The organism is Plantactinospora solaniradicis, from assembly GCF_042658085.1.
Taxonomy (GTDB): Bacteria; Actinomycetota; Actinomycetes; order Mycobacteriales; family Micromonosporaceae; genus Plantactinospora; species Plantactinospora solaniradicis.
The window spans coordinates 176,365-200,993 of the sequence record NZ_JBHSPR010000032.1 but is presented as its reverse complement, the minus strand read 5'-3'; the positions used below and the strand labels follow the sequence as shown (position 1 = coordinate 200,993).

Annotated in this window: 19 protein-coding genes and 1 pseudogene; 13 read left to right on the top strand and 7 right to left on the bottom strand. The window is 72.9% G+C overall.

Annotated elements, in window-relative coordinates; genetic code table 11:
* Nucleotides 1-25 precede the first annotated feature (25 nt).
* Entirely contained in the window at nt 26-1,816 is a 1,791-nt protein-coding gene (locus ACFP2T_RS29720) for an ABC transporter ATP-binding protein (protein WP_377427409.1), read from the top strand.
* Nucleotides 1,817-1,894: 78 nt separating this feature from the next.
* Entirely contained in the window at nt 1,895-2,707 is an 813-nt protein-coding gene (locus tag ACFP2T_RS29715) for a DUF2470 domain-containing protein (protein WP_377427407.1), read from the top strand.
* Nucleotides 2,708-2,729: 22 nt separating this feature from the next.
* On the opposite strand, the gene ACFP2T_RS29710 is transcribed toward ACFP2T_RS29715, so the two are convergent.
* The 3 genes from ACFP2T_RS29710 to ACFP2T_RS29700 all read right to left on the bottom strand — a co-directional run bounded on the left by ACFP2T_RS29710 (nt 2,730) and on the right by ACFP2T_RS29700 (nt 4,960).
* Complete coding sequence (locus tag ACFP2T_RS29710) at nt 2,730-3,368, bottom strand: TetR/AcrR family transcriptional regulator (RefSeq protein WP_377427405.1); 639 nt, start codon at nt 3,366-3,368, stop codon at nt 2,730-2,732.
* Between the two features lie 81 nt (nt 3,369-3,449).
* Nucleotides 3,450-4,205 (bottom strand): ABC transporter permease, encoded by a 756-nt coding sequence (locus ACFP2T_RS29705; protein WP_377427403.1) that lies wholly within the window; start codon nt 4,203-4,205, stop codon nt 3,450-3,452.
* Nucleotides 4,202-4,960 carry an ABC transporter ATP-binding protein gene (locus tag ACFP2T_RS29700; RefSeq protein WP_377427401.1) on the bottom strand — a complete coding sequence of 253 codons (759 nt, stop codon included), beginning with the start codon at nt 4,958-4,960 and terminating at the stop codon, nt 4,202-4,204. Before ACFP2T_RS29700 ends, ACFP2T_RS29705 begins: the two co-directional genes overlap by 4 nt.
* A 267-nt stretch (nt 4,961-5,227) precedes the next feature.
* Here ACFP2T_RS29700 and ACFP2T_RS29695 point away from each other — a divergent pair, with 267 nt between their 5' ends.
* From ACFP2T_RS29695 to ACFP2T_RS29675, 5 genes and pseudogenes are all read left to right on the top strand, one after another.
* Entirely contained in the window at nt 5,228-6,229 is a 1,002-nt protein-coding gene (locus ACFP2T_RS29695) for an aldo/keto reductase (RefSeq protein ID WP_377427399.1), read from the top strand.
* Nucleotides 6,230-6,298: 69 nt separating this feature from the next.
* Nucleotides 6,299-6,970: pseudogene (locus ACFP2T_RS29690) on the top strand (phosphoribosyl-AMP cyclohydrolase); the annotation flags it as partial.
* Between the two features lie 303 nt (nt 6,971-7,273).
* Nucleotides 7,274-7,720 carry a phosphoribosyl-AMP cyclohydrolase gene (gene hisI, locus ACFP2T_RS29685; RefSeq protein WP_377428036.1) on the top strand — a complete coding sequence of 149 codons (447 nt, stop codon included), beginning with the start codon at nt 7,274-7,276 and terminating at the stop codon, nt 7,718-7,720.
* Between the two features lie 22 nt (nt 7,721-7,742).
* Complete coding sequence (locus ACFP2T_RS29680) at nt 7,743-9,332, top strand: anthranilate synthase component I (protein WP_377427397.1); 1,590 nt, start codon at nt 7,743-7,745, stop codon at nt 9,330-9,332.
* On the top strand, nt 9,329-9,910 hold the full coding sequence (locus ACFP2T_RS29675) for a Trp biosynthesis-associated membrane protein (protein ID WP_377427395.1): 582 nt from the start codon (nt 9,329-9,331) through the stop codon (nt 9,908-9,910). The genes ACFP2T_RS29680 and ACFP2T_RS29675 overlap by 4 nt, the downstream gene beginning before the upstream one ends.
* Here ACFP2T_RS29675 and ACFP2T_RS29670 read toward each other — a convergent pair.
* Nucleotides 9,903-10,226, bottom strand: coding sequence for a hypothetical protein (locus ACFP2T_RS29670; RefSeq protein WP_377427393.1), 324 nt, complete (start codon nt 10,224-10,226; stop codon nt 9,903-9,905). The genes ACFP2T_RS29675 and ACFP2T_RS29670 overlap by 8 nt on opposite strands.
* A 472-nt stretch (nt 10,227-10,698) precedes the next feature.
* Here ACFP2T_RS29670 and trpC point away from each other — a divergent pair, with 472 nt between their 5' ends.
* The 6 genes from trpC (at nt 10,699) to ACFP2T_RS29640 (ending at nt 20,318) form a co-directional block, all read left to right on the top strand.
* A complete protein-coding gene (trpC, locus tag ACFP2T_RS29665; protein ID WP_377428034.1) occupies nt 10,699-11,502 on the top strand; it encodes an indole-3-glycerol phosphate synthase TrpC in 804 nt (267 codons plus the stop codon).
* Nucleotides 11,499-12,740, top strand: coding sequence for a tryptophan synthase subunit beta (gene trpB / locus ACFP2T_RS29660; protein WP_377427391.1), 1,242 nt, complete (start codon nt 11,499-11,501; stop codon nt 12,738-12,740). The genes trpC and trpB overlap by 4 nt, the downstream gene beginning before the upstream one ends.
* Complete coding sequence (gene trpA / locus ACFP2T_RS29655; RefSeq protein WP_377427389.1) at nt 12,740-13,594, top strand: tryptophan synthase subunit alpha; 855 nt, start codon at nt 12,740-12,742, stop codon at nt 13,592-13,594. Before trpB ends, trpA begins: the two co-directional genes overlap by 1 nt.
* A gap of 230 nt (nt 13,595-13,824) precedes the next feature.
* Nucleotides 13,825-15,201 carry a prolipoprotein diacylglyceryl transferase gene (lgt, locus tag ACFP2T_RS29650; RefSeq protein ID WP_377427387.1) on the top strand — a complete coding sequence of 459 codons (1,377 nt, stop codon included), beginning with the start codon at nt 13,825-13,827 and terminating at the stop codon, nt 15,199-15,201.
* Between the two features lie 17 nt (nt 15,202-15,218).
* Nucleotides 15,219-16,418, top strand: a complete 1,200-nt coding sequence (locus tag ACFP2T_RS29645; protein WP_377427385.1) for an FAD-dependent oxidoreductase — start codon at nt 15,219-15,221, stop codon at nt 16,416-16,418.
* A gap of 189 nt (nt 16,419-16,607) precedes the next feature.
* Nucleotides 16,608-20,318 carry an ATP-binding protein gene (locus ACFP2T_RS29640; protein ID WP_377427383.1) on the top strand — a complete coding sequence of 1,237 codons (3,711 nt, stop codon included), beginning with the start codon at nt 16,608-16,610 and terminating at the stop codon, nt 20,316-20,318.
* Nucleotides 20,319-20,420: 102 nt separating this feature from the next.
* Here ACFP2T_RS29640 and ACFP2T_RS29635 read toward each other — a convergent pair whose 3' ends face one another.
* The 3 genes from ACFP2T_RS29635 to ACFP2T_RS29625 all read right to left on the bottom strand — a co-directional run bounded on the left by ACFP2T_RS29635 (nt 20,421) and on the right by ACFP2T_RS29625 (nt 24,452).
* Nucleotides 20,421-21,143: a fasciclin domain-containing protein gene (locus ACFP2T_RS29635; RefSeq protein ID WP_377427381.1), complete on the bottom strand. Its 723-nt coding sequence runs from the start codon at nt 21,141-21,143 to the stop codon at nt 20,421-20,423.
* A gap of 110 nt (nt 21,144-21,253) precedes the next feature.
* On the bottom strand, nt 21,254-23,389 hold the full coding sequence (locus tag ACFP2T_RS29630; RefSeq protein WP_377427379.1) for a M14 family zinc carboxypeptidase: 2,136 nt from the start codon (nt 23,387-23,389) through the stop codon (nt 21,254-21,256).
* A 184-nt stretch (nt 23,390-23,573) separates the two neighbouring features.
* Nucleotides 23,574-24,452, bottom strand: coding sequence for a GNAT family N-acetyltransferase (locus ACFP2T_RS29625; RefSeq protein ID WP_377427377.1), 879 nt, complete (start codon nt 24,450-24,452; stop codon nt 23,574-23,576).
* Nucleotides 24,453-24,629 lie beyond the last annotated feature (177 nt).

Below are 24,629 nucleotides of genomic sequence, written 5' to 3'. Positions count from 1 at the left end.
TGAGCGAGCGCAACGGGGGGACGGCATGACCACGACCGCGAGCGAGCCGACGTCGGAACGGGCGGAGACCACCTGGCAGACCCTGCGCCGAGGGCTGGCGCTCTCCCCGGAGTTGCGTACCGGGCTGGCCGGCACGCTCGGGCTGGCCCTGGTCGCGATGATCGGGCGGGCGGCCGTACCGGTGGCGATCCAGCAGGGCATCGACCGGGGCCTGCGCGCCCCGGGCGGTCCGGACCTGGGCGTGGTCGGCGTCGTGGTGGCGGCCACCGCCGCCGTCCTGGTGGTGACCACCGTGTGTGGCTACCTGATGATGCGGCGGTTGTTCACGGTCAGCGAGACGGCGCTGGCGGGGGTACGGGTCCGCGCCTTCCGGCACGTGCACGACCTGTCGACGCTGCACCAGCAGGCGGAGCGGCGAGGCTCGCTCGTCTCCCGGGTCACCAGTGACGTGGACCAGATCACCCAGTTCCTCCAGTGGGGCGGGGTGATCCTGTTGATCAACCTCGGCCAGGTGGTGGTCACGACCGTCGTGATGGCGGTCTACTCCTGGCAGTTGACCCTCGTGGTCTTCGCCGCGTTCGTACCCGCCGTGGTGGTGATCCGGATCTTCCAGAAGCGGCTCGCCAGCGCCTACGGCGTGGTCCGGGTACGGCTGGGCGCGATGCTGGCCGCCGTCTCCGAGACCGTGGTCGGCGCGCCGGTGATCCGGGCGTACGGGGTGTCCGGCCGTACCGCCGCCCGGTTGGACGAGACGATCGACGCGCAGCGCCGGGCCCAGCAGAGGGCGATCCGGACCAGCGTGATCAGCTTCTCGACCGGGGAGATCGCCGCCGGGCTCGCGCTCGCCGGTGTGGTGGTGCTCGGCGTCAAGCTCGGCGTCGACGGGACGCTGGGAATCGGTGAGCTCACCGCGTTCCTCTTCCTGGTCACGATGTTCATCCAGCCGGTGCAGATCGCCACCGAGGTGCTGAACGAGGCGCAGAACGCGGTCGCGGGGTGGCGGCGGGTGCTCGACGTACTGGACGTGACGCCGGACGTGGCGGACCCGGGGGAGCGCGGGGTCGACCTACCGGCCGGGCCGATCGACCTGCGCTTCTCCGAGGTCACCTTCTCCTACCCCGGCGGCCCTCCGGTGCTCGTCGACGTCAACGTGGACATCCCGGCCAAGACCCGGGTCGCGGTGGTGGGCGAGACCGGCAGCGGCAAGACCACCTTCGCGAAGCTGCTCACCCGGCTGATGGATCCGTCCGGCGGGGCGGTCCTGCTCTCCGGCGTACCGCTGGACCAGGTGCGGTTCGCCTCGCTCCGCTCCCGGGTGGTGATGGTGCCGCAGGACGGCTTCCTGTTCGACTCGACCGTGGCGGAGAATGTCCGGTTCGGCCGTCCGGAGCTGACCGACGAGGAGTTGGCGGTCGCCTTCGTCGAACTCGGGCTCGGCGACTGGGTGGACGGGCTGCCGGCCGGCCTGGCCACGCCGGTGGGGGAGCGTGGCGAGGCGCTCAGCGTGGGCGAACGGCAGCTGGTCGCGCTCGCCCGGGCGTACGTGGCCGATCCGGACCTGCTGGTGCTGGACGAGGCGACCAGCGCGGTCGACCCGGCGACCGAGGTACGGCTGCAACGCACCCTCGACGCGGTGACCCGGGGCCGGACCACGGTGGCCATCGCACACCGGCTCTCCACGGCACAGGCCGCCGACGAGGTGATCGTGGTGGACCGGGGCCGGATCGTGCAGCGTGGCCCGCACGAGGAACTGGTCAACGATCCGGAGTCGGTCTACGGCCTGCTCTTCGCATCCTGGTTGGAACAGACCCGGTAGGCAGATGGACGAGATCCGGCCAGTAAGTTAGCCTCCCCTTACTAAGGTGAGGCTAACTTGTGCTGGAGGTACCCCGTCATGCAGCCCAGCCCCGCAGAGGTGGCCCGTACGCTGGCCGCCGGCCGGCTCGCCGGCACCGCCCAGGTCGCGTACCGACCCGGGCCGCACCAGGTCCGGCACGCCACCGACCCGTCCGGCCGGGTCCTCATGCTCGTCTCGATCGTCAGCGACCTGGCGGCGGCGCTGCGGCCCGACCCGGGTACCCGGGGCCGGGCGCTGGTGCTCGACGTGCGGGACCTGCCGCCGGCCGCCGGCGCACCCCCGCTCGGGCGGCTCTGGGTCTCCGGCTGGGCGGAGCCGCTGGACGGCCCCGTCGCCCGTCAGGCGGCCGTCGAGTTCGCCGAGGTGGTGCCGACCGGGGACCTGCTCGACGTCGGTCGGCGCTTCACACTGCACCGCTTCGAGCCGGTGGAGGTCAGGCTGGAACGCGGCGGCGCGGTGCTCGACGTCGAACCCGCCGAGTACGCGGCGGCCGAACCCGACCCGCTGCACGCGATCGAGCGGGAACTGCTCGCCGATCTCGCGGACCACCACGGCAGCGAGGTCGCCGCGTTCGTCCGGCGTCAGCTCGGCGGCATCGTACCGGCGGAGGGTCCGGACGAGCCGCCGCCGCAGGTGGTCCGGCTCGACCGGTACGGCCTGGTGGTGGCGCTCGGCCCGCGTGGCGCCCGGTACCGGGCCCGGCTCGCCTTCCCCCGGCCGATGTCCGGCCAGGCGGAACTGGCGGAACTGCTGCATCCGGTGCTCTGTCGGCGCCGACGGCACGCCGACCGGTCCGACCAGGAATGGTCCCCGTCGGTGCTACCCGACCAGGGCCGTCGCCGGGGCTGACGGTTACGCCCGGCCGGTCGTCCTACTGGCCCGTGAGCTGGTCCGAGGCGCCGGCCGGGTCGGTGAGCCCGGTCAGGTCGCCGGCCAGGTAGCGCTGTATGTTCGGCGCGACGGCCGCGACCACGACGTCCGGGGACGCCGAGGCGAGCGGCTCGAGTCGCAGGATGTAGCGCACCAGCACCAGACCGGCCATCTGGGAGGCGACCAGTGACGACCGCAGGGGCGCCTCCGCCGGGTCGATCTCCAGCAGGCCGGTCGCCCGGCGCAGCACCTGGGTGACCAGGAACTCCCGGAACAGCTTGGCGGTCCACTCGTTGTTGACCGCCGAGCGGAACAACGCGGCCCCGGCCGTACCGGCGGGGGAGTCCCAGACCCGCAGGAAGGTCCGCACCAGTCGCTCCCCGATGCCGTCCATGCCGCCGACGGCGATCTGCGGCAGTATCTCCTGGGGATCGAACGGGATGTTGATCGTGGCCACGAAGAGCTGGTCCTTCGTGCCGAAGTAGTGGTGGACCAGCGCGGGGTCGACACCGGCACTCGTCGCGATGGCCCGGATCGAGGCGCCGTCGAAGCCGCGCTCGGCGAACACCTCCCGGGCGGCCGCGAGGATCGCCTCCCGGGTGTCGGGGTTGCCCGGGCGCCGCCCACTCCGTCGTGCCATCGCCGTCCTCGTACTCGTTCCATCCGGTGCCGTCGGGCGCCCGGCCGGTCGTGGCCGGGCGCCCGACGGCACCGGGTCGCGTCACCCGGTACGCCGCCGCAACGTCGCCGCCGCGAGGACCAGGGCGGCGACCACCGCCGACCCGACCACCACCAGGTCGCGCCACATCGTGCCGGTCGACTCTGCGTGCGCGCCAACCTGTTGCAGCGCCTCGACCGCGTACGACAGGGGCAGCACGTCGCTGATCGCCCTCAGCCAGCCCGCCATGTGGTCGCGTTCGACGAACAGACCACAGAGCAGGATCTGCGGCATCACCACAACCGGCATGAACTGTACGGCCTGGAACTCGGTCTGTGCGAAGGCGCTGCAGAACAGACCGAGCGCGACTCCCAGTACGGCGTTGACCACCGCGATCAGCACCACCAGCCCGGCGTTGCCGGCCGTGTTCAGGTCGAACAGCCAGTACGCGACCCCGGCCGCCACGCTGGCCTGCACCGTGGCGGCGAGCCCGAACGCGAGGCCGTACCCGAAAAGCAGGTCGAGCTTGCCCAGCGGGGTGGTGAGCAGCCGTTCCAGGGTGCCGGAGGTGCGTTCCCGGAGCATGGCGATGCTGGTCACGAGAAACATGATGATGAAGGGGAAGACACCCAGCATGACCAGCGCGATCCGGTCGAAGGTGCTGGGCTGACCGGGCGGCACCGGCTGGTCGGCGAACATGAAGTAGAGCAACGTCAGCAGCAGGCTCGGCACCACCATCAGCATCGCGACCGTCCGCCGGTCGTGGCGTAGCTGGCGCAGGATGCGGCCGGTGGTGGCGAACAGGATCCGGAGATTCATCGCGCGACCGTCCCCTCACTCATCCGGGTGGCCTTCGCTTCGTTCGCTTCACTCGCCTTGATCAGGAGCAGGAACGCCTCCTCCAGGTCGTCGGTGCCGGCCGCCGCCCGTACCGCCGTCGGGCTGTCGTCGGCGATCAGCCGGCCCTCCCGGATCAGCAGCAGTCGATCGCACCGGGCCGCCTCGTCCATCACGTGGCTGGAGACCAGCAGCGTCGTGCCCTGGGCGGCCATCGTGTGGAACATGTCCCACAGCTCGGCCCGGAGCACCGGATCCTGGCCGACCGTCGGCTCGTCGAGGATCACCAGCTCGGGGCGGCCGACGAGGGCGCAGGCCAGCGAGGCCCGGCTGCGCTGCCCGCCGGAGAGGGTTCCGACGAGCTGTGTCGCGGCGGAGGCCAGGCCGACGCTGGCCACGGCCGCGTCCGCGTCCGAGGCACCGAGGCCGTAGAGCCGGGCGAAGTAGCGCGCGTTCTCCCGGACCGTGAGGTCGGTGTAGACGCTCGGCGCCTGGGTCAGGTAGCCCAGCCGGTGCCGCAGCTCTGCCGAGCCGGCCGGCTGCCCCAGCACGGTGACCGTGCCGCCGCCGACGATCTGCACCCCGACCACGGCCCGGAGCAGGGTGGTCTTGCCGCTGCCACTCGGCCCGAGCAGGCCGGTCACGCTGCCTCGGGGTACGACGCAGCTGATCCCGTGCAGGACCTGCCGCTTGCCGCGCGTTACGACGAGGTCGCGGACCTCGATCGCGGTTTCCATGGATCCTCCTTCCGGAAACTCATTGTCTGTTGAAATCAACGCTAGTTGAAATCTTGGCCGTGGGCAATCGACCGTCGACTGTCAACTCTCGACCTCCGGCCGTCGACCTCCGGCCACCCGCCATCGGCCATCGGTCGGCCACGGTTCGAGGCCCGCCCGATCGGGTACGGAGCCCGGTTGGCCGAACCGGAGCAGGACCTGGCAATCTCGAATCCCGAGAAGTCGAACCATCAGCGGCGAGACGGACGGCCGGACGGAGCGGAAGTGATGAGGAAGCGCAGCGTCGGTGCGATCGGACCGGAGGTGTCCGCGATCGGCCTCGGTTGTATGGGGATGAGCATGGCCTACGGGGCCGGGGACGACGCCGAGTCGGTCCGGACCCTGAACCGGGCCCTCGACCTGGGCGTGAACCACCTGGACACCGCCGACATGTACGGGCGGGGGCGGAACGAGGAACTGCTCGGCCCGATCGTCCGCAAGCGGCGGGACGAGGTGTTCCTGGCGACGAAGTTCGGCAACAGGTTCACCGGCGACGCCGGCACCACCGCCTCGCCCGGCGCGTACGTCGACAGCAGCGCCCAGTGGGCCCGTGAGGCGTGCGACGCATCGTTGGCCCGGCTCGGGATCGACACCATCGACCTGTACTACCTGCACCGACGCAACCCGGAGACGCCGATCGAGGAGACCGTCGCCGCGATGGCGGAACTGGTCGTGGACGGCAAGGTGCGGTTCATCGGGCTTTCCGAGGTGAGCCCGGCGACCCTGCGGGCGGCGCACGCCGTACATCCGGTGGCGGCGGTGCAGATGGAGTACTCGCTGTTCACCCGGGACGTCGAGGACGAGATGCTGGCGACCTGTCGGGACCTCGGTGTGGCGCTGGTGGCGTACTCGCCGGTGGGCCGGGGGCTGCTCACCGGGACGATCAGCAGCCGGGAGCAACTCGGCGCCGACGACTTCCGGGCCGGGGCGCCCCGGTTCGCCGAGGAGAACCTGGACACCAACCTGGAGCTGGTCGCCCGGGTCCGCGAGGTCGCCACCGAGATCGGCTGTACGCCGGCACAGGCGGCGCTGGCCTGGCTGCTCGCCCAGGGCGAGGACATCCTGCCGATCCCCGGCACGAAGCGGGTGCGGTATCTGGAGGAGAACGCGGCCGCCGACGACCTGCGGCTCACCGGCGAGCAGGTGGCCCGACTCTCGGCGGCCGTACCGCCCGGAGCGGCGGCCGGAGACCGATATCCCGAGCGGTCAATGCGATTTTTGGGCAAGTAACGGGCGAAACGCCCAGTCGAAGCATGATCGGGCGTTGCGTCATGATCGCGCCTGCGGCACGATGGCGCCGTGGGTCACGGTCCGTTACTGCAACTCGGGTTCCTCGACGACTGGACGGACCGGCTGCGCCGGGCGCCGGGCCCGCCCGTCGTCGGCGTACTGCTGCGCGGCAGCCATGCCCGGGGCGCCGCCACGGCGTACAGCGACGTGGACATCGATGTCCTGGTCAGCGGTGGGCCGTACGTCGCGTACCCGGCCTATCTGGCCGAGACGGGTGATCGGCTGACGCACCTCTCGGTCGCCGTCCGGGACGTCCGATCCTGGCTCGCCCGACTCGACCAGCCCGCCGACTGGTCCTTCGGACTGCCGGTTGTCGCGCCCACGCGGTTACTCTGGGCGAGCGACGAGTGGCGCGCGTCGATCGAGCTGACGGAGATCCGGCAACGTCCGAGCGACCCGGATCTGGAGAACGTCGTCGCCACCCTGGGCAAGGTCACCGCGGCGTGCGCGGCCGGAGACGAGTTCGGTGCCCGGTTCGCCGCCGCCGAACTGGCCCGGCGGTGTCCCTCGATCGTCCGGCTGGCGAACCGGGCGGTCACGGTTCCGAGTCGGCGGGCCGCGCTGAGCGCGGCGCTCGACCTGCCGGTCGCGCCCGCCGGCTACCGCGACGACATGGTGAGCTGTCTCGGGCTGCGCACCGACAGCCTGCCGCTACTGCACGCCGCCGCCGGCCGGCTGGTGGCCGGAGCCGTGACGCTGGCCGGGCCGTACGCCGACGAACTGGCGCCGTTGATCGGCCCGGAGCTGACCGCCGCCCTCCGGGACGGCCGGCTGGACCGGTACGTCGCCCAGTTGGCCCGCCCGGGCTGGCCCGGCGCCGGCCAGGAGCCCCTGACGGCCGCTCAGCAGTCCCCGACGGCCGCCCAGGAGGGCTCCACGGCAGTTGGGGAGGGTGTGACGTCGGACTCGACGGAGGGTCGGACGGACCATTCGATCCGGGTCGGGTGGACGGCTCCGGCTCCGCGTGCGAAACAATCGGGAACTATGCCCGTACCCGATCTCTCCCCGGCGGCCCCGATGGCCGTGCCCGAACCGGCGGCGGACGGTCCCGCGCGGCCGTCGGCCCTTGATCCGGCGATCGCGACGCGACTGCGCCGCAACCCCGATGGACTCGTCACGGCGGTGGTCCGGGCGTACGACTCCGGTGAGGTGCTGATGGTCGCCTGGATGGACGACGAGGCGCTGCACCGCACCCTCAGTACCGGCCGGGCCACCTACTGGTCCCGCAGCCGCCGGGAATACTGGGTCAAGGGCGAGACCTCCGGCCACCACCAGTACGTCCGCGCCGTGGCGCTCGACTGCGACGGGGACGCCCTGCTGGTCAGCGTGGACCAGGTGGGCGTGGCGTGTCACACCGGCAGCCCCACCTGCTTCTCGGACGAGTTGCCGGTCACCGGGTCCGTGGACCGACCGGCCGGAACCACATCATGATCGATCCTGGGACGGTGACCGGATGACCACCGGAGCGGTGAGCCCGGACGAGGCGACCTTCCACGAGCTTGCCCGGAGCCGGCGGGTGGTCCCGGTGATCCGGCGGCTGCTCGCCGACGGGGAGACCCCGGTCGGGGTCTACCGGAAGCTGGCCGGCGGGCCGGGCACGTTCCTGCTGGAATCGGCCGAACAGGGTGCTGGGGCGGCCGGTACCGCCTGGTCGCGGTACTCGTTCATCGGGGTGCGCAGCAGCGCCACCCTGGTCGAGCGGGGCGGCGAGGCGCACTGGCTGGGCACGCCGCCGGCCGGGCTGCCGACCGGGGGCGACCCGATGCGGGCGCTGCGGGCGACCGTGGCGGAACTGACCGGCCCGGTCGCGGCCGACGGCCCGGCCGGGTGGGACCCCGGCCAACTTCCGCCGCTGCTCGGCGGGATGGTCGGCTATCTCGGGTACGACGTCGTGCGGCGCTTCGAGCGGCTGCCCTCGCTGACCCAGGACGACCTGCGGCTGCCCGAGCTGGGCATGATGCTCGCCACCGACCTCGTCGTGCTGGACCACTTCGACGGCTCCGCGATCCTGGTGGCGAACGCCGTGCTGCCCGCACCCCGGCAGGACGGCGGCGACGGCCCGGCGGAACGGACCGCCCAGGTGACGGCGGCCTACCACCAGGCGGTCGGCCGGCTGGACGCGATGACCACCGCACTGTCCCGGCCGATCCCGCCGATGATCTCCACCATCGACCGGCCGTCGCCGGGCGAGGTGGTCAGCCGTACCCCCGACGGGGAGTACCCGAAGGCGGTCGAGGCGGCCAAGGAGGCGATCCGGGCCGGGGAATGCTTCCAGATCGTGGTGGCCCAGCGCTTCGAGCGGGAGACCCAGGCCGATCCGCTGGACGTCTACCGGGTGCTCCGGGCCACGAACCCCAGCCCGTACATGTACCTGTTGCGGTTCGACGACTTCGACATCGTCGGATCGTCCCCCGAGGCCCATCTCAAGGTCACCACCGGCGAGGACGGGCAGCGGCAGGCGATGCTGCACCCGATCGCCGGTACCCGGCCCCGGGGCGGCACCCCGGCGGACGACGGCCGGCTCGCCGCCGAGCTGCTCGGCGACCCCAAGGAGCGGGCCGAGCACGTGATGCTGGTCGACCTCGGCCGCAACGACCTGGGCCGGGTGTGCCGGCCGGGCACGGTCGAGGTACCGGAGTTCGCCACCATCGAGCGGTACAGCCACGTCATGCACATCGTCTCCACGGTCGTGGGGACGCTACGCGAGGACCAGAGCGCCTTCGACGCGTTGGCCGCCACCTTCCCCGCCGGAACGCTCTCCGGTGCCCCGAAGGTACGGGCGATGGAGATCATCGAAGAGTTGGAACCGACCCGTCGCGGGCTGTACGGCGGGACGGTCGGCTACTTCGGGTTCGGCGGGGACCTGGATATGGCGATCGCGATCCGGACCGCGCTGATCCGGCGGGGGCGGGCGTACGTGCAGGCCGGTGCCGGCATCGTCGCCGACTCCGACCCGATCGCCGAGGACCAGGAGACGCGGAGCAAGGCGGCTGCCGTACTCGCCGCGATCGCGGCTGCCGAAACCCTGCGGCCGGCTCGGTGAGTGGCACCGCAGGGCCCCCGCCGACCGGTCGACGCGCGCTGGCGTACACCGTGCTGTTCTGCCTGTTCGGAGCCGGCCTGGCGGTCTTCGCGGCGACCCGGACCTGGGCGGTCGAGGTGACCGCCCGACCGGCACCGTTGCCGGCCACCCGGACGGTGCACAGCGGTGCCGACCTGCTGCCCTGGCTGCCGGCTCTCGCCCTGGTCGGACTGGCCGGTGCCGGGGCGGTGCTCGGCACCCGAGGGCTCGGGCGGCGGCTGGTCGGTGGGCTGCTGGTGGCGGTCGGGGTCGGCGTCGCGATCGGCGGGGTGTACGGGGGCTTCGGCATCCACCGGGGCGACATCCGGCTCACCTGGCCGCTGCTCTGTGTGCTCGGCGGCCTGCTGACGATGGTGGCCGGCGGGATCACCACCGCTCGCGGCGCGACCTGGCCGGTGATGGGCGCCCGCTACGAGCGGGCGCCGCGTCGGGGCGAGCCGGAACCGAGCCCGGCGACCGACGGCGGCCGGCTCGACGGCCGACGGACGAGGACGGCGTGGGACGCGCTGGACCGGGGCGAGGACCCGACGGTCAGCTGACGGGCTGCCGGACGGGCCGGGTGCTCCGCCGCGTCCCCTCGACCGCCGGCTCGGCGGTGGAGGCGGTGACGATCGCGGCGGGACGTACCGGCGGCGTGGCGGCGAGCGAGGCCACCAGGGCGCGGATCTCGTCGCGCCGGTGCGCCCGGTCCCGGTCCGCGCAGATCGCCTCCCAGGCGTTGCCCCGGGCGGTCCGGATCCGGGCGTCGCCGATCATCGCCCGCTCCACGCTGTGCACGACGCCGACGGCGACGGACAGTACGGCCCGGGGGATGCTGGTCACGTCGATGGTCGAGCCAGGCTTCACAGCGCTCATGTCTTCCCCGCACGAAGATCGATCCGACTGGTCCGCAGCTTCCCGCGCCCAGTGTGCCCGACATTGATGGTGCCGAGGCGGTGTTTCCGATCGGTCACCCGGGGGTCAACGGTTCCGTTCCCGGGCTTCCCGCTCCTCCCGTGCCACCATCGGCTACTTCCGTTCAAACCTCCGGCGACCGTTCCGACTTCCTTGACGTGGCTCACACTCGCGTCTGGTTACCGCGCGTTCATCCGAAACCGCCCACCTACGGCCTGACATCGAGATCCTGGTGGCGCAGCGTGACATTCCGCTCACAAGGTCGGGCATTATGCCCCAGCCCATTTCGTGAAGCACGCCATACCCCCGACGGCGTCCGCCCCGTGGCGGCGCCTAGCATCGGCCCATGACACCCGGAGAGGGGAGTCCGTTGGTGACTGCTGAGCATTCGCACGCAGAGGGGGACGAAGCCACACCGGCCGCGTCCGCCAACGTGCTCGACGAGATCCTCGCCGGAGTTCGGGAGGACGTCGAGCGTCGACAGCTTCTGGTTCCGCTGGAGCAGATCAAGCAACTCGCGGCGGCGGCGGTGCCGCCCCGGGACGCCTACGCGGCCCTACGCCGGCCGGGCGTCGGGGTGATCGCCGAGGTGAAGCGCTCCTCGCCGTCCAAGGGGCAACTCGCCGAGATCGCCGATCCGGCCGATCTGGCCGGGGACTACGCCGCCGGTGGCGCGCGCTGCATCAGCGTACTGACCGAGGGGCGCTGGTTCGGCGGGTCGCTGGACGACCTGGCGGCGGTCCGTACGGCGGTGGACATTCCCGTACTCCGTAAGGACTTCGTCGTCTCCAGTTATCAGGTGCACGAGGCTCGGGCGCACGGAGCCGACCTCGTGCTGCTGATCGTCGCCGCGCTCGAACAGAACGTGCTGGTCGGCCTGCTCGAACGGATCGAGTCGCTGGGCATGACCGCACTGGTCGAGGTGCACGACGAGGAGGAGGCGGACCGGGCCCTGGAGGCCGGTGCCCGGGTGATCGGGGTGAACGCCCGCAACCTGCGCACCCTGGAGGTCGACCGGTCGGTCTTCGAACGGATCGCACCCGGCCTGCCGAACAGCGTCGTCAAGATCGCCGAGTCCGGGGTACGGGGTCCGCACGACCTGATCCGGTACGCCTCGGCCGGCGCCGACGCCGTACTGGTCGGGGAGGGCCTGGTGACCCAGAAGAGTCCGCGCGAGGCGGTGGCCGAACTGGTCAACGCCGGCAACCACCCCGCCACCCCCCGGCCCGTCCGATGAGCGCGCCCACGGTGCCGGCGAGCGCCGCGTCCTCGCCCGACGAGGCCGGACACTACGGCCGGTACGGCGGACGGTTCGTTCCCGAGGCACTGGTGGCCGCGCTCGACGAACTCGACGTGGCGTACCGGACGGCGTTGACCGACGAGTCGTTCCAGGCCGAGTTCGGCGCGATGCTGCGCGAGTACGCGAACATCCCGTCCCTGCTCTACCGGGCCGAGCGGCTCTCCGCCGAGGTCGGCGCGCGGATCCTGCTCAAGCGGGAGGACCTGAACCACACCGGAGCGCACAAGATCCGCAACGTGCTCGGCCAGGCCCTGCTCACCAAGCGGATGGGCAAGCCCCGGGTGATCGCCGAGACCGGCGCGGGCCAGCACGGGGTGGCGAGCGCGACCGCGGCCGCGTACCTCGATCTGGAGTGCGTGGTCTACATGGGTGAGGTGGACACCCAGCGGCAGGCACTCAACGTGGCCCGGATGCGGATGCTCGGCGCCAGGGTGGTTCCGGTGACGTCCGGTTCGCGCACCCTCAAGGACGCGATGAACGAGGCGATGCGGGACTGGGTCGCCAACGTGGACCGGACCCACTACATCATCGGTAGCACCGCGGGGCCGCACCCCTTCCCCGCGATGGTCCGCGACTTCGTCCGGGGCATCGGGGTCGAGGCGCGTCAGCAGTGTCTGGACCTCAGTGGCTCCCTGCCCGACGCGGTCACCGCCTGCGTCGGCGGCGGCTCCAACGCGCTCGGTATCTTCCACGCGTTCGTGGGTGACGACGACGTCCGGCTGTACGGCTTCGAGGCCGGCGGCGACGGGGTCGAGACCGGGCGGCACGCGGCCAGCATCACCGGCGGCTCGTCCGGGGTGCTGCACGGCGCCCGTACGTACGTGTTGCAGGACGAGGACGGGCAGACCCGGGAGTCGCACTCGATCTCGGCCGGGCTGGACTACCCCGGGGTCGGCCCCGAGCATGCCTGGCTGCACGACATCGGCCGGGCCCGGTACGCGCCGGTCACCGACGCCGAGGCGATGAACGCGTTCCAGTTGCTCTGCCGGACCGAGGGGATCATCCCGGCGATCGAGAGCGCGCACGCGCTGGCCGGGACACTTCAGATCATCCCGGCCCTGACCGCGGAGCTGGGCCGCGAGCCCACCATCGTGGTCAACCTGTCCGGCCGGGGCGACAAGGACGTACACACCGCCGGGGAGTACTTCGGCATCCTCGACGGAGAGCAGGCGTGATGAGCGGCGTGGGTCAGTCCGTCGCGGCGCCCGGGCCGGGTGCGGCAGCCGACCGGAGCATCGCGGTCGCGTTCGAGAAGGCGCGCGCCGAGGGGCGGGCGTTGCTGATCGGCTGCATGCCGGCCGGGTTCCCGAGCGTCGAGGGCAGCATCGCCGCGATGACCGCCATGGTCTCGGCCGGGGTCGACGTGATCGAGGTGGAGATCCCGTACTCCGATCCGGTGATGGACGGGCCGGTCATCCAGCGGGCCAGTGACATCGCGCTCGCCGGGGGCGTACGCACCGCCGACGCGTTGCGGATCATCGAGGCGGTCGCCGCGACCGGGGCACCGGTGGTCACGATGACCTACTGGAACCCGATCGAGCGGTACGGCGTCGACGCCTTCGCCCGCGACCTCGCCGCCGCCGGTGGTACGGGCCTGATCACGCCGGACCTGATCCCGGAGGAGGCGGGCGAGTGGCTCGCCGCCTCCGACGCGTACGGCCTGGACCGGACGTTCCTCGTGGCGCCCTCGTCCACCGACGCGCGGCTCGCGATGACGGTCGGGCACTGCCGGGGCTTCGTCTACGCGACCGCGCTGATGGGGGTCACCGGAGCGCGGGAGCGCACCTCGGACGCGGCACCGGCCCTGGTCTCCCGGGTCCGGGCGGTCACCGGGCTGCCCGTCGGGGTGGGCCTCGGCGTGGGCAACGGTGTGCAGGCGGCCGAGGTCGGCCGGTACGCCGACGGGGTGATCGTCGGCAGCGCGCTGATCCGGTGCCTGCTGGACACGCCCGACGAGGCGACCGGGCTGACCGCGCTGCGTACGCTCAGCGCCGAACTCGCCGAGGGCGTCCGCACCGTCCAGCGCTGAGCCGGCCGACCGGCGGTGCTCCGCGCCGACAGCCCGTCGGTGGGGTCGTCGACCGTGCGTCCGGCCGTGCCGGGGCGCCGAGGCCCCGCGTGGACCTGCGGGATGGCCGGAGAGACCCGACACCGGCCGTTGAACCGGGTGTAACCGCCCAAACCAGGATTCGATCGCTCGCGGTTGCCAACCGGACCGGGGTGCCGCTGGGCCGGGTTCCGACGGTAGCCTGTGCACCCGTGACCCTCGCCTCGCTATCTCCCCAGGCGGCCCTGCCCAGTCCCGCCACTGCCGTATGGCAGGTCGGACCGGTGCCCATCCGGGCCTACGCGCTCTGCATCGTGCTCGGCATCGTGGTCGCCTGCGTGGTGACCGAGCTGCGGATGCGCCGCCGCGGCGTCGCGCCGTGGGCGGTGCTGGACATCGCGGTCTGGGCGGTGCCGTTCGGCATCGTCGGTGCCCGGATCTATCACGTGATCACCTCTCCCGGGGACTACTTCGGCGAGGGTGGCGATCCGATCAAGGCCCTCTACATCTGGGAGGGGGGCCTGGGCATCTGGGGAGCCGTCGCCGGTGGCGCCGTGGGCGCCTGGCTGGCCGCCCGGCAGCTCGGCATCCCGCTGACCGTGGTGGCCGACGCCCTGGCCCCCGGGCTGCCGCTCGCCCAGGCCGTCGGCCGGGTGGGCAACTGGTTCAACAACGAGCTGTTCGGCGGCCCGACCGACCTGCCGTGGGGCCTGGAGATCCACCGGATGGACGGGACCAACCCCGGTCACGCGCTCCGCGACGACAGCGGAAACCCGGTCCTCGAACCGGGGCTCTTCCATCCCACCTTCCTCTACGAGGCGATCTGGAACATCGGGGTCGCCGGCTTCGTCCTGCTCCTCGACCGCCGGCTCAAGCTCGGCCGGGGACGCGCGTTCGCGCTCTACGTCATGGGCTACACCGCCGGACGGTTCTGGATCGAGATGATGCGTACCGACGAGGCGACCGAGATCCTCGGCGCACGGCTCAACGTCTGGACCGCGGTCCTGGTCTTCCTCGGCGCGTTGATCTATTTCGTACGGGTCCGCGGGCCGCAGGAGTACCTGGTGCCGATCGATGGTGCCGTCGTGCCGGTGACGGCGGGCGCTCCCGCCACGAGCGACGTGTCCCAGGTCGACGTGTCGCGTGAGCCGGCCGCCGTCGGCATGCCGACGGCCTACCGGGTGGTTACCGAGGAACAGTTCGGCCGCTACCGGGAGACCGGCGAGTTGCCGCCGGAGGAGCCGACCGAGCGGGCGTCGTCCGACGGTTCCGGCGATCCGGACGACGAGGCAACGTCGGACGAGGACGAGACAACCTCGGACGAGGCAACCTCGGACGACGATGTGGAGACGCCGGCCGCCGTCGCCGGTACCGACAAGCCGGCTCCCGTCGAGGGCGTCGACAAGCCGGCTTCCGTCGGCGGTGTCGACAAGCCGGCTCCCGTCCAGGGTGTCGACAAGGCGGCTTCCGACGACTCGGTCGGCCAGGCAGCCTCCGACGAGAGTACGGTGACGGCAGCCGGCCGCGACGGCGACGGCGAGCCGGCCGACGCCGGGGCCGCGCCGGGGACCGCTGACCGGGATCGTTGAGTAGGGGAGCCGGACCGATGCGTACGGCCGTGGTGGTGGGCGCCGGGATCGGTGGGCTGGCGACCGCCGGTGCACTGGCCCGGTCCGGTTGGCAGGTGACGCTGCTCGAACGCGGCGACCGGGTCCGCGCGGAGCGCACCGCACTGGTGCTCTGGCCCAACGGGGTTCGGGCGCTGCGCGCGCTCGGCCTCGGCGAGGGCCTGGCCGCGATCGCGACCCCGTTGCCCGACGTGGGGGTCCGGCGCCCCGACGGGCACTGGCTGGTGCAGCCCCGGCCGGTGCCGGGGGACCGCGCTCCCGTCGTCGTACACCGGGAGGACCTGCACGATGCGCTGGTCGCCGGGCTCGGCGACCGGGTGGAGATCCGGACCGGGGTCGAGGTGCGGACCGTGCGGGCGACCGACGGCGAACGGCCCACCGTCGGCGACGGGCGGAGCAGCTACGAGGCCGATCTGGTGGTCGCGGCGGACGGCATCGACAGCGCGGTACGTCGACGGCTGGCCCCCGGCGCCACCGTGGTCAGCTCCGGCTGTGCCGCGTGGCGGGCGGTCATCCCGTGGTACCGCGCTCCCCAGCTGCCGGTCGACCGGCCGGTGGACGGGGAGACGCTGGGTGCCGGCTACCGCTTCGTCGCGGCGTCCCTGGGCGACCGTGGCTCGTCCGGTGGCTCCACCCGGGGCGGGATCTACTGGGTGGCGACCGCTGCCGGCGCGTCCCGGCCGGAGCCACCCGCGACCCAGCTCGCCCTGCTCCGGCGCTGGTTCGCCGACTGGCCGGCACCGATCGGTGACCTGCTCGCCGCCACGGAGCCGGAGGACCTGGTCCAGCAGGAGGTACGCGAACTGCGCCCGCTGCCCAAGTCGTACGGCTTCCCAGCCGGTGCGGGCGGGGTGGTACTGCTCGGCGACTCCGCGCACGCGATGCCGCACCATCTTGGTCAGGGCGCATGCCTGGCGCTCGAGGACGCCGCGACGTTGCGTTCGGTGGTCCGTGAGGCGGTTCCCGGCGCACCGCTGCGCGAGGCGGTCGAGTCGTACAGCCGGTTGCGCCGTCCCCGGGCCGTGACGGTGGTCCGGCAGACCCGGCGGATGTCGGCGGTCCTCCAGACCCGGGGTCGGCTGGCGCTCCGAGCCCGCGACGCGGCCCTCGGCACCATCACGCCCCGCCTGATGGGCAGCGCGGCGACGGCGGCCGCCCAGTGGCGGCCACCGGCCTGACCATCCGGCGATCTTCGACTGCCGGGTCGTCCGGAGCCGGTCGATCAGGTGATATCCGAATCGAAGGTGGCCGCTGCCCAAGCGGGTCGCGCCGGACCCTCCGGTTCGCGGGCTAACCGACCGATCGGGGGTATGCCCCCCGCGCCGCCGCGTCGCACACTTGCCGGGAGCGAAGGTGAGGGCTCCCAGTTGCGGCACAGCGTGCCTGGCCAGCAGGCCAAGATGGACCGGACGGGCAGCACCGGAGGCGAGGTTCGGCTGCTCGGAACGGTCCGACTGGTCGGACCGGGCGGACCGGTGGACCTGCCGGACGAGTCGAGCCTGCTGCTCGGGCTGCTCGCGCTCCGGGCCGGTGAACCGGTACCCGACGCGGAGCTACTCGCCGCGGTCGGCACCTCCGCCACCGGCCGGACCCGGGTCGACGGTCCGGTGCCGGCCGAACCCCGGATCCTGGACCGACCGGCCACCCTGCTGGCCGCCGCGCTCGCCGACTGCGGATCGCCGGACGCGCTGGAGATCGGGCCCGGTGGTTACCGGCTGCGCCTGCCGGGCAGCCGGATCGACGCGCACCGGTTCACCCGGCTCGTCACCCGGGCCCGTCGCCGGATGGCGGCCGGTGAACTCTCGGCCGCCGGCCGTCTGTTCAGCGCCGCGCTGGCGACCTGGTCCGATCCCGCCACCACCGGTTCGGGGACCGACGTGGTCCCGGAACCGGCGGCCGGGACCTGCTCCGGGTCGGGGCCACCCGGGGCAGGTCCGGACCTCGTCCCGCCGACCCCGCCCACGTCGTCGGAGACCCCGCCAACGTCGCCGGACCCGACCGGTCAGGTGCTCGCCAAGGCCGGGGGCGAGCCGTTGCGCGGCCACCGGCTGTGTCCGTCGGGGTGGGCCGCCGCCGAGGTGCGCCGGCTGCGGCAGGCCCGGGTCGACGCGTTCGAGGACCGTTGGGAGTGCCTGCTCCGGCTGGCCGTCTCGGCGTACGCCGCCGCCGGTGGCCCCGTCGCCGACCGGTCCGTGGTGGCCGCCGGAGCCGCCAGTACCCGACTGGCGCGTACGGCGGTCGGTGAACTGTCGGCGGCGGTCGCCGGCCGCCCGCTGCGGGCGCGGCTGTGGGAGCTGCTGCTGGTGGCGTCCTTCCTGGCCGACGGGCGACGGGCCGCCGCGCAGGTGCAGCGGCGCGCCCGGGAGGTGTTCGCGGAGCAGTTGGGCGTCGAGCCGGCCGGTCGGATCTGTGCGCTCGCGGAGGCGGCGCAGCGGGGAGAGCTGCCGGAGGACTGGGCGACGGGTCACCGCACCGAACCGGTCCCGGAAGCCGCCACCGGCCGTCCGGCGTCCCGGGCGCGCCCGGCGGCCCGGCTTCCGGTCCCGCTCACCGCGCTGCTCGGCCGGGACGAACTGCTCGACGTCGTCGGGCAGCGACTCGACCAGCACCGGTTGGTCAGCCTGACCGGTACCGGGGGCGCTGGCAAGACGCGGTTGGCGGTGGCCGCGGCGGCACGGGTGACCGATCGGCCCGTCTGGTTCGTCGACCTCACCGCCGTGGAGAGCCCGGTACGGGTACCGCAGGCGGTGGCCGCCGCGCTCGGCGTACCCGATCTGGCGCGGGACGTCGTCGAGGCGCTGGTCGCCGATCTCGGCGCCGTACCGGCCCTGCTGGTCCTGGACAACTGCGAACACCTGGTCACGGGCTGTGCGGAGCTGGTCGGGCGGCTGCTGTCGCACTGTCCGGGACTGCGTGTGCTGGCGACCAGCCGGGTCGCCTTGCGGGTGCCGGGCGAGTCGCGGATCCGGGTGCCGGCGCTGGCCGTACCCGAGCCGGGAAGCGGGCACGACATCGACGCGCTCACCGCACATCCGGCCACCCGGCTCTTCCTCGAACGCGCCCACGAGCTATCTGGTCGGCCGGTCCCCGAGGCCAGCGCCGAAGCGGTCGTACGGCTCTGCGCCGAACTCGACGGACTGCCGCTGGCCATCGAGCTGGCCGCGGCGCGTACGCCACTGCTGAGCGTCAACGAGATCATCGCCCGCCTCCGGGCCGACGTACGGCTGCTGCGGAGCCCGGATCCGAGGGTGTCGGACCGGCACCGCAGCATCGCCGCCGCCGTCGAGTCCAGCCTGGCCCAGTTGGATCCCGACGCCTGCCGGCTGTTCGACCGGCTTTCGATCTGTGCCGGAGGATTCGACGCCGAGCTGGCCGAGGCGGTCGGCGGGGCGCCTGCCCCGGTCGCCCTGGCCGCGCTGGTGGAGGCGTCGTTGGCGGAACCGCTGCCGGGCGAGCCGGCCGGGTCGGCGGGTACGTCCGGTGAGCCGCCCGAGGTGACGCCCGTCCGCTACCGGATGCTGGAGCCGATCCGGCGGCACGCGCTCGCCAGGCTGGTCGCCTCCGGTGCCGAGGTCGCCGCCCGGCAGGATCTCGCGACGTACTGTCTGGGCCTGGCCGAGCGGGCCGATGCCCGGCTGCGTGGCGCGGCCCAGGAGCGGTGGCTGTCCCGGTTGCGGGCCGAGGATTCCAACCTGCGTTCGGCGATGACCTGGCTGGCCGAGGCCGGCGCCGGTGGACCCGCGCACGGCGACCTCCGGCTGGCCACCGCGCTGTCGATGTACTGCCGCCTGGAGGGCCACTACCGGGACGGGCACCGATGGCTGGCGGGGGCGCTGGCGAGGCAACCGGCGGCACCGCCCGCGCTGCGGGCCCGGGCCGGGATCGGCGCGGCAATGCTGGCGATGCTGCGCTGCGACTATCCGGCCGCGATCGAACACGCGGAGCTGGCCCGGGCCGCGTGCCGGGGCACCGGGGACCGCAGAACCGAGGCCCGGGTGGAGCTGATCCTGGGCTCGGTGGCCCGGGAGCAGGCCAGGTACGGCGAGTCCGCCCGCCACCTGGCCACCGCGGGCGCCATCTTCGCCGAGTGCGACGACGAGTGGGGCGAGGCGCAGACCACGGAGCTGCGCGGCTTCACCGCGTGGCTCGCGGGCGATCTGGACCGGGCCGACTCGCGGTTGCGGGCGAGCCTGCGCCGACACGAACGGCTGGGCGACGCCCTGGCGGCGGCCAGCGCGCTGATGAACCTCGGCGCGGTCGCGCTCTACCAGGGCGACATCGACCGGGCCTCGGCACTGCTCGACGTGGCCCTGCGCCGGCACTCGGCGATCGGGTTTCCCGAAGGGGTCGGCTGGGCGCACAACCTACGTGGCCTGGTCGAGCTGCGTGGCGGGCGTACCCGGCAGGCGGCCGGGCATCTGCGGATCAGCCTCGCGGAGCACCGCCGGGTCGGCGACCTGTGGCGGACCGCGAGCGTGCTGGAGGCGTTGGCCGAGGTGGCCCGGCTGGAGGGCGAGCCGATCCGGGGTGCCCGACTGCTCGGCGCCGCCCACCGGATCCGTGCCGAGATCGGTGCGCCGGTGCCGGCCTGCGAACGGCCGGACGCCGAGGCGACCGAGCGGGCCCTGCGCGCCCAGCTCGACGGGCCGGCGCGGCCGAGACGGGCCGGTCGGACCCGGTCGGACGGCCAATCGGGTGCGGCTGGGCGGACCCGCTCGGCCGCCTGGCCCGGCTCGGAGTCGGCCGCCTGGCCCGGCTCGGAGTCGGCCGCCTGGCCCGGCTCGGAGTCGGCCGCCTGGCCTGGCTCGGAGTCGGCCGCCTGGCCTGGCTCGGAGTCGGCCGCCTGGCCCGGCTCGGAATCGGACCGGTGGCGGCTCACCTCGGGATCGGACGGGCCGCTCCCCGGGGCGGGCGGATGGCGGCTGGGCTCGGACGGGGCGACCGAGTCGGTCCTCGCTACCGGCGCATTCGCGCTGGCACACCGGTTCGGCCGGGACACGCCGCTCGACGCCGTACTGGCCGCCCTACCTCCGGAGCGTGGTCCACAGGCCCGTCAAGGATTCCCGGCACCCGACTAGACCCGGCACCCCGGCTGGCGGCCCCCTCCACTCCGGCTGGCCCCGGCACCCCGGCTGGAACAGGCACCCTGGCTGGGCCCGGCACCCTGGCTGGACCGGACCTCAGTGCGCCGGGTCGCCGTTGGCGTCGGCGGTCGTCGGCAGGTTGCCGAGCACCCCGTTGATGATGTGGATCCGGCCGCCGGTGACCTGGTAGTCGGCGCAGACGGTCTCGGTGTGGTCGCCGATCCGGGCCATCGGGTCGGCCCGGGTGATCGTGACCGACGTGCCGTCGAGCGTGCTGACCCTGCCCTTCGTCACCAGGTCGGCCAGCGAGTGCGAGCCGGCGACGAGATGCGCCCGGACCAGCGTACGCAGCTCGTCCTTCCGTTTGATCATCAAGTCGTCGAGGTTGTCCTCGGAGAACTTCTTCGCGAACGCGTCGTCGGTCGGCGCCAGGATGGTCACGCCGTTCGGATCGCGTAGCTCGGCCGACAGGCCCGCCGCCCGTACCGCCGCCTCGAACCGGGTGAGCACCGGGATCCACTGCAACGCCACGTCGCCGGGCTCGCCGGCCAGGGACGCCGGGTTCCCCGGGTCGCTGCCGGACGGCAGGGCGGAGCAGAGCGGTCCGGTCACCGAGGCCGCCGGCTGGGCGGCCGCCCGCGCCGTCGCGCCGCGCTCGGCCGGGTCGGAGTCCGTGCAGCCGACGGTGGCGGCCGCCACCAGCAGCGCGGTGGCGGCGAGGCGGACCGGTCCGCGCCACGACGTCCGGTGGATCCGGGTACGTCCGGCCGCCCGACCGACGCGGCCGGGTACCGGGGACGGGTTCGACGGCTTGGACACGACAACCTCCACGAAGGACTGGCAAGGTGTCGTACCGGCAGGCCGGGCGCTGGGCCCGACCTGCCGGTACGGCGAGGACCGGTGGTGCTCAGGTCACCGCCGGACGCGGCTCACAGCGCCGCGCACTGGCCCGCCCTGGGGCCGTTCACCTGGTTCGGCACACCGAGGTTGGTCGGTGCCGGGCTGTTCAGCGAGCAGCTCAGCGGACCGCTCACGGCGTTACCGGCCAGCAGCGGTACGTCGCTGCCGGTGTTGTTGACCGACAGGGCGACCGGTCCGGAGATCCGGTTGTCGACCAGCGACACCGCGTTGGTGGTGCCGGAGATCTGCACCGGGCCACGCACCGTGCTGTTGGCCAGGAAGAACCCGGCGGCGCCGGTCGCGCTGACCGGACCGCTGATCGTCGTACCGGTGGCGATGAACACCGCGCCCGGCCGGACCGTGACCGGGCCGTTCACCGTGCCACCCGAGATGCAGGTGAAGCCGGAGACGCTCAGCGGCCCGTTGTGCCGGCCCGTGCTGGTCGGGTAGACCCGCTGGCCGTCCACCCACTCCTCGGCGCCCTGGGCGTCCAGCAGCAGCGGGATCAGGCCCCGCTCCGGCTGGGCCAGCGGCACGTAGTACCCGTCGGCGGCCTTGACGACCTTCCAACCGTGCGCGGCGATCCGCTGCGCCACCGTGGCGCCCACTCCGCCGGGACCGTCGGTACGCGCCCCGTTGTACTGCTCCTCGGTGAGCTTGTAGGCACAGGGGGCGTTGTCCAGGATCATCTCGGGCTCGGGCAGGTCGTCGCGCGGTCCGGCCTCACCCGGGTGCGGTGCCGGGTGCAGCGGGATCGGCCGGGAACCCCGGAAGACGAGTCGACCGGTGTTCGAGGCCTGGAACTCGATCGCCTCGCTCCGCGCCTGCTTGATCGCGGGCAGGCTGGCCCGGTGGTAGTCGAGGAACTGGCTGAACGTCCAGAACGCCGAGTACGTCTTGCGGCGCCGGTTGTTAGCGCTGTTGCCCTCGTCGGGCCGGGTCTGGCCACCGGAGCTGCGCAGCTCCAGCAGCGAGTTCACCGTGTTCTTCAGGCCCAGGGTGTTGCGGAGGATCGTCTCCTCGCTCAGCCCCACGCCGCTGCCGCCCTCGCAGCCGTACGGGCAGGCCCACCAGCCGTCCTTGGCGCCCTGCACGTACATGTGACCTTCGATCATGTCCATCGACTCGTCGAAGATCTGCTTCGCCACGTTCTGGTGCCGGGGCGGAAGCATCGGCAGGTCACCGGCGGTGGAGTTGCCGTACTCGTGACCGTCGTAGCCGGCCACCGGGCGGTAGTCGCGCAGCATCCGCACGTACGCCGCCGTCTCCGGCTGGCGGATCAGCGAGTAGTCGCGGTTGAGGTCCTGCCCGGTCGAGTTGCCCCGGGTGTTGGCGGCCCGCCCGTCACCGTTGATCGTCGGAACGATCAGCACGGTGGTGTGCGACAGCAGGTCGACGGTCTTCGCGTCCTTGCCGAAGGCCAGCTTGCGGGCCAGCACCAGGCAGGCCTCGCGGTCACCGGGCTCGTTGCCGTGCACGTTGCAGTTGATCGCCAGCGGCGAGGTCGCCGCGACGGCCTGTGCGGTGGTCGGCGGGGTCGGGTAGCCGAAGACGAGCATGTTGATCGGACGGTTCAGGACGGTGCGGCCGATCTCCACCACCCGGACCCGCTCGCTGAGCCGGTCGACCTCGGCGGTGTACGCGTACTCCTCGACGTCGCTGGTGTACTGCGCCGCCTTCGTGGTCTCCCACTGGGTGCGCAGGCTCTCGCCGGGGACGTTCGGGTCGCCCCAGGGCGACAGCGTGGTGCCGGAAACCGGAGTGGAGTACGGCTGCGCGGTGGTGTCGAACCGGGCGCGTACCCGCCACTGGAACCGGTCGCCCGGGCTGAACCCGGCGTCGGCGAAGGTGGGCGACTCGTTGTTGATCTGCCGGTTCGGGCGCCAGACGCCGACGACCACGGCCGGACCGGTGGCGACGTTCCCGGCGTCCACCGGGGTCCGCTCGATCTGGTAGTCGGTCGCGCCCTCGACCGGCGTCCACGCCAGCGTGGCGTACCCGTCGGCCTGGGTGACGGTGAGCCCGGAGACCTGGTTCGGCTCCGCGACGGCGGTCTGCAACGCTGACGCGGGCTGGCCCAGTGCCGTCGACGGGGCGGTGACCGTGCCGAGGGTGGCGGCGAGCAGTGTCGACAGAACAACTACCGTCGGTCGTCTTATTCTCATGTGAACTCCGAGGGGGGTGGAGTTGTACGGGGACAACACTGCGGGTCATCATGATCCGCCACGTGCGGCGATGCAATGATCTTGAGGATGTCTTGAGGCTCGTCCACCCGTCGGCCGCCCGTTGCCGGCCGACGGTTAAGAAGGGCCCCTTCTTATGCAGAAAGCGATAAGAAGGGGCCCTTCCTTACAGGGCGGCGGGGGCGGGCTCGGCGATGCAGGCGGTACCGATCCGCCGGAACCCGACCCTCAGGTAGACCCGGGCGATCTCCTCGCTGCCGGCGGAGAGGAAGATCAGGTTGGTGCCGTCGTCGAGCAGGCGGCGGGCCAGGGCCGCGGTGACCGCCGCCCCGAGGCCCCGGCGGCGGGCCGACGGGAGCGTGGCGATGCCGGCGATCTCGGCCACGTCGTCGACCCGCAGCGCCATGCCACTGGCCACCGCTCCCTCGCCCGGCATCTCGACCAGTGCGGAGATCCGGCGCCCGGTCGCGGTCCGGGCCCGCTCCTCGTCCAGCGAGTCGACCGGCAGCTCGACCAGGGCGGCGTCCCGGGCGGCCGACCCGGCCGCGCCGATCTCGGTACCCGGTGCCGCGAAGCCGACCGCGGCGACCGCCCGCCGGACCGCGACGTCGGCGGCGAAGCCGGGTGCGGCGGGATCCAGGATCCGCACTGCCGGCCCGCCCAGTTCGGCGGCTGGCGGCAGGGCGGTCGGGTCGAGCACCATCAGCGGCGCTTCGAGCACCGACAGGCCCGCGGACCGGGCAACCGCCAGCAGTTCGGGATTGTTGTCGTGGACCCACTCGAACGCCTCCGGCAGGCCGAGGTCGCGCTGCCGCTGGCGGACGGCGCTGATGTCGGCCGCGGACGGCGGCTCCGTGGCGTCCAGTCGTGGGCGGGCGTAGAATGGCCAGCCAGCTCCGTCGCGGACGAAGAGAACCAGCCCGCCGAAATCCTCCGTGTGTGCCCCGTCACGGGGTACCGCATCGTAAAAGCGTTCCAACCGGTCAAACGGCTCGTCTCGCACAGAAGCCACCGGGGGAGCGTACACGTAGCGGATACCGGGCATGTGATCAATTCCGCTGCCTGTGATCAGTTCGAACTGGTGGACCCCGCCGGCACCTAACGTAGACTCGAGAAACCCAGCAGGGCCGACGTCGTCCCGACCTAATGATTGAACGTGAATGACGACAGGAGCCCCGGTGGCCTTTCCGTACCCCCAGGAACCGCACCTCTCCTCGTCGGC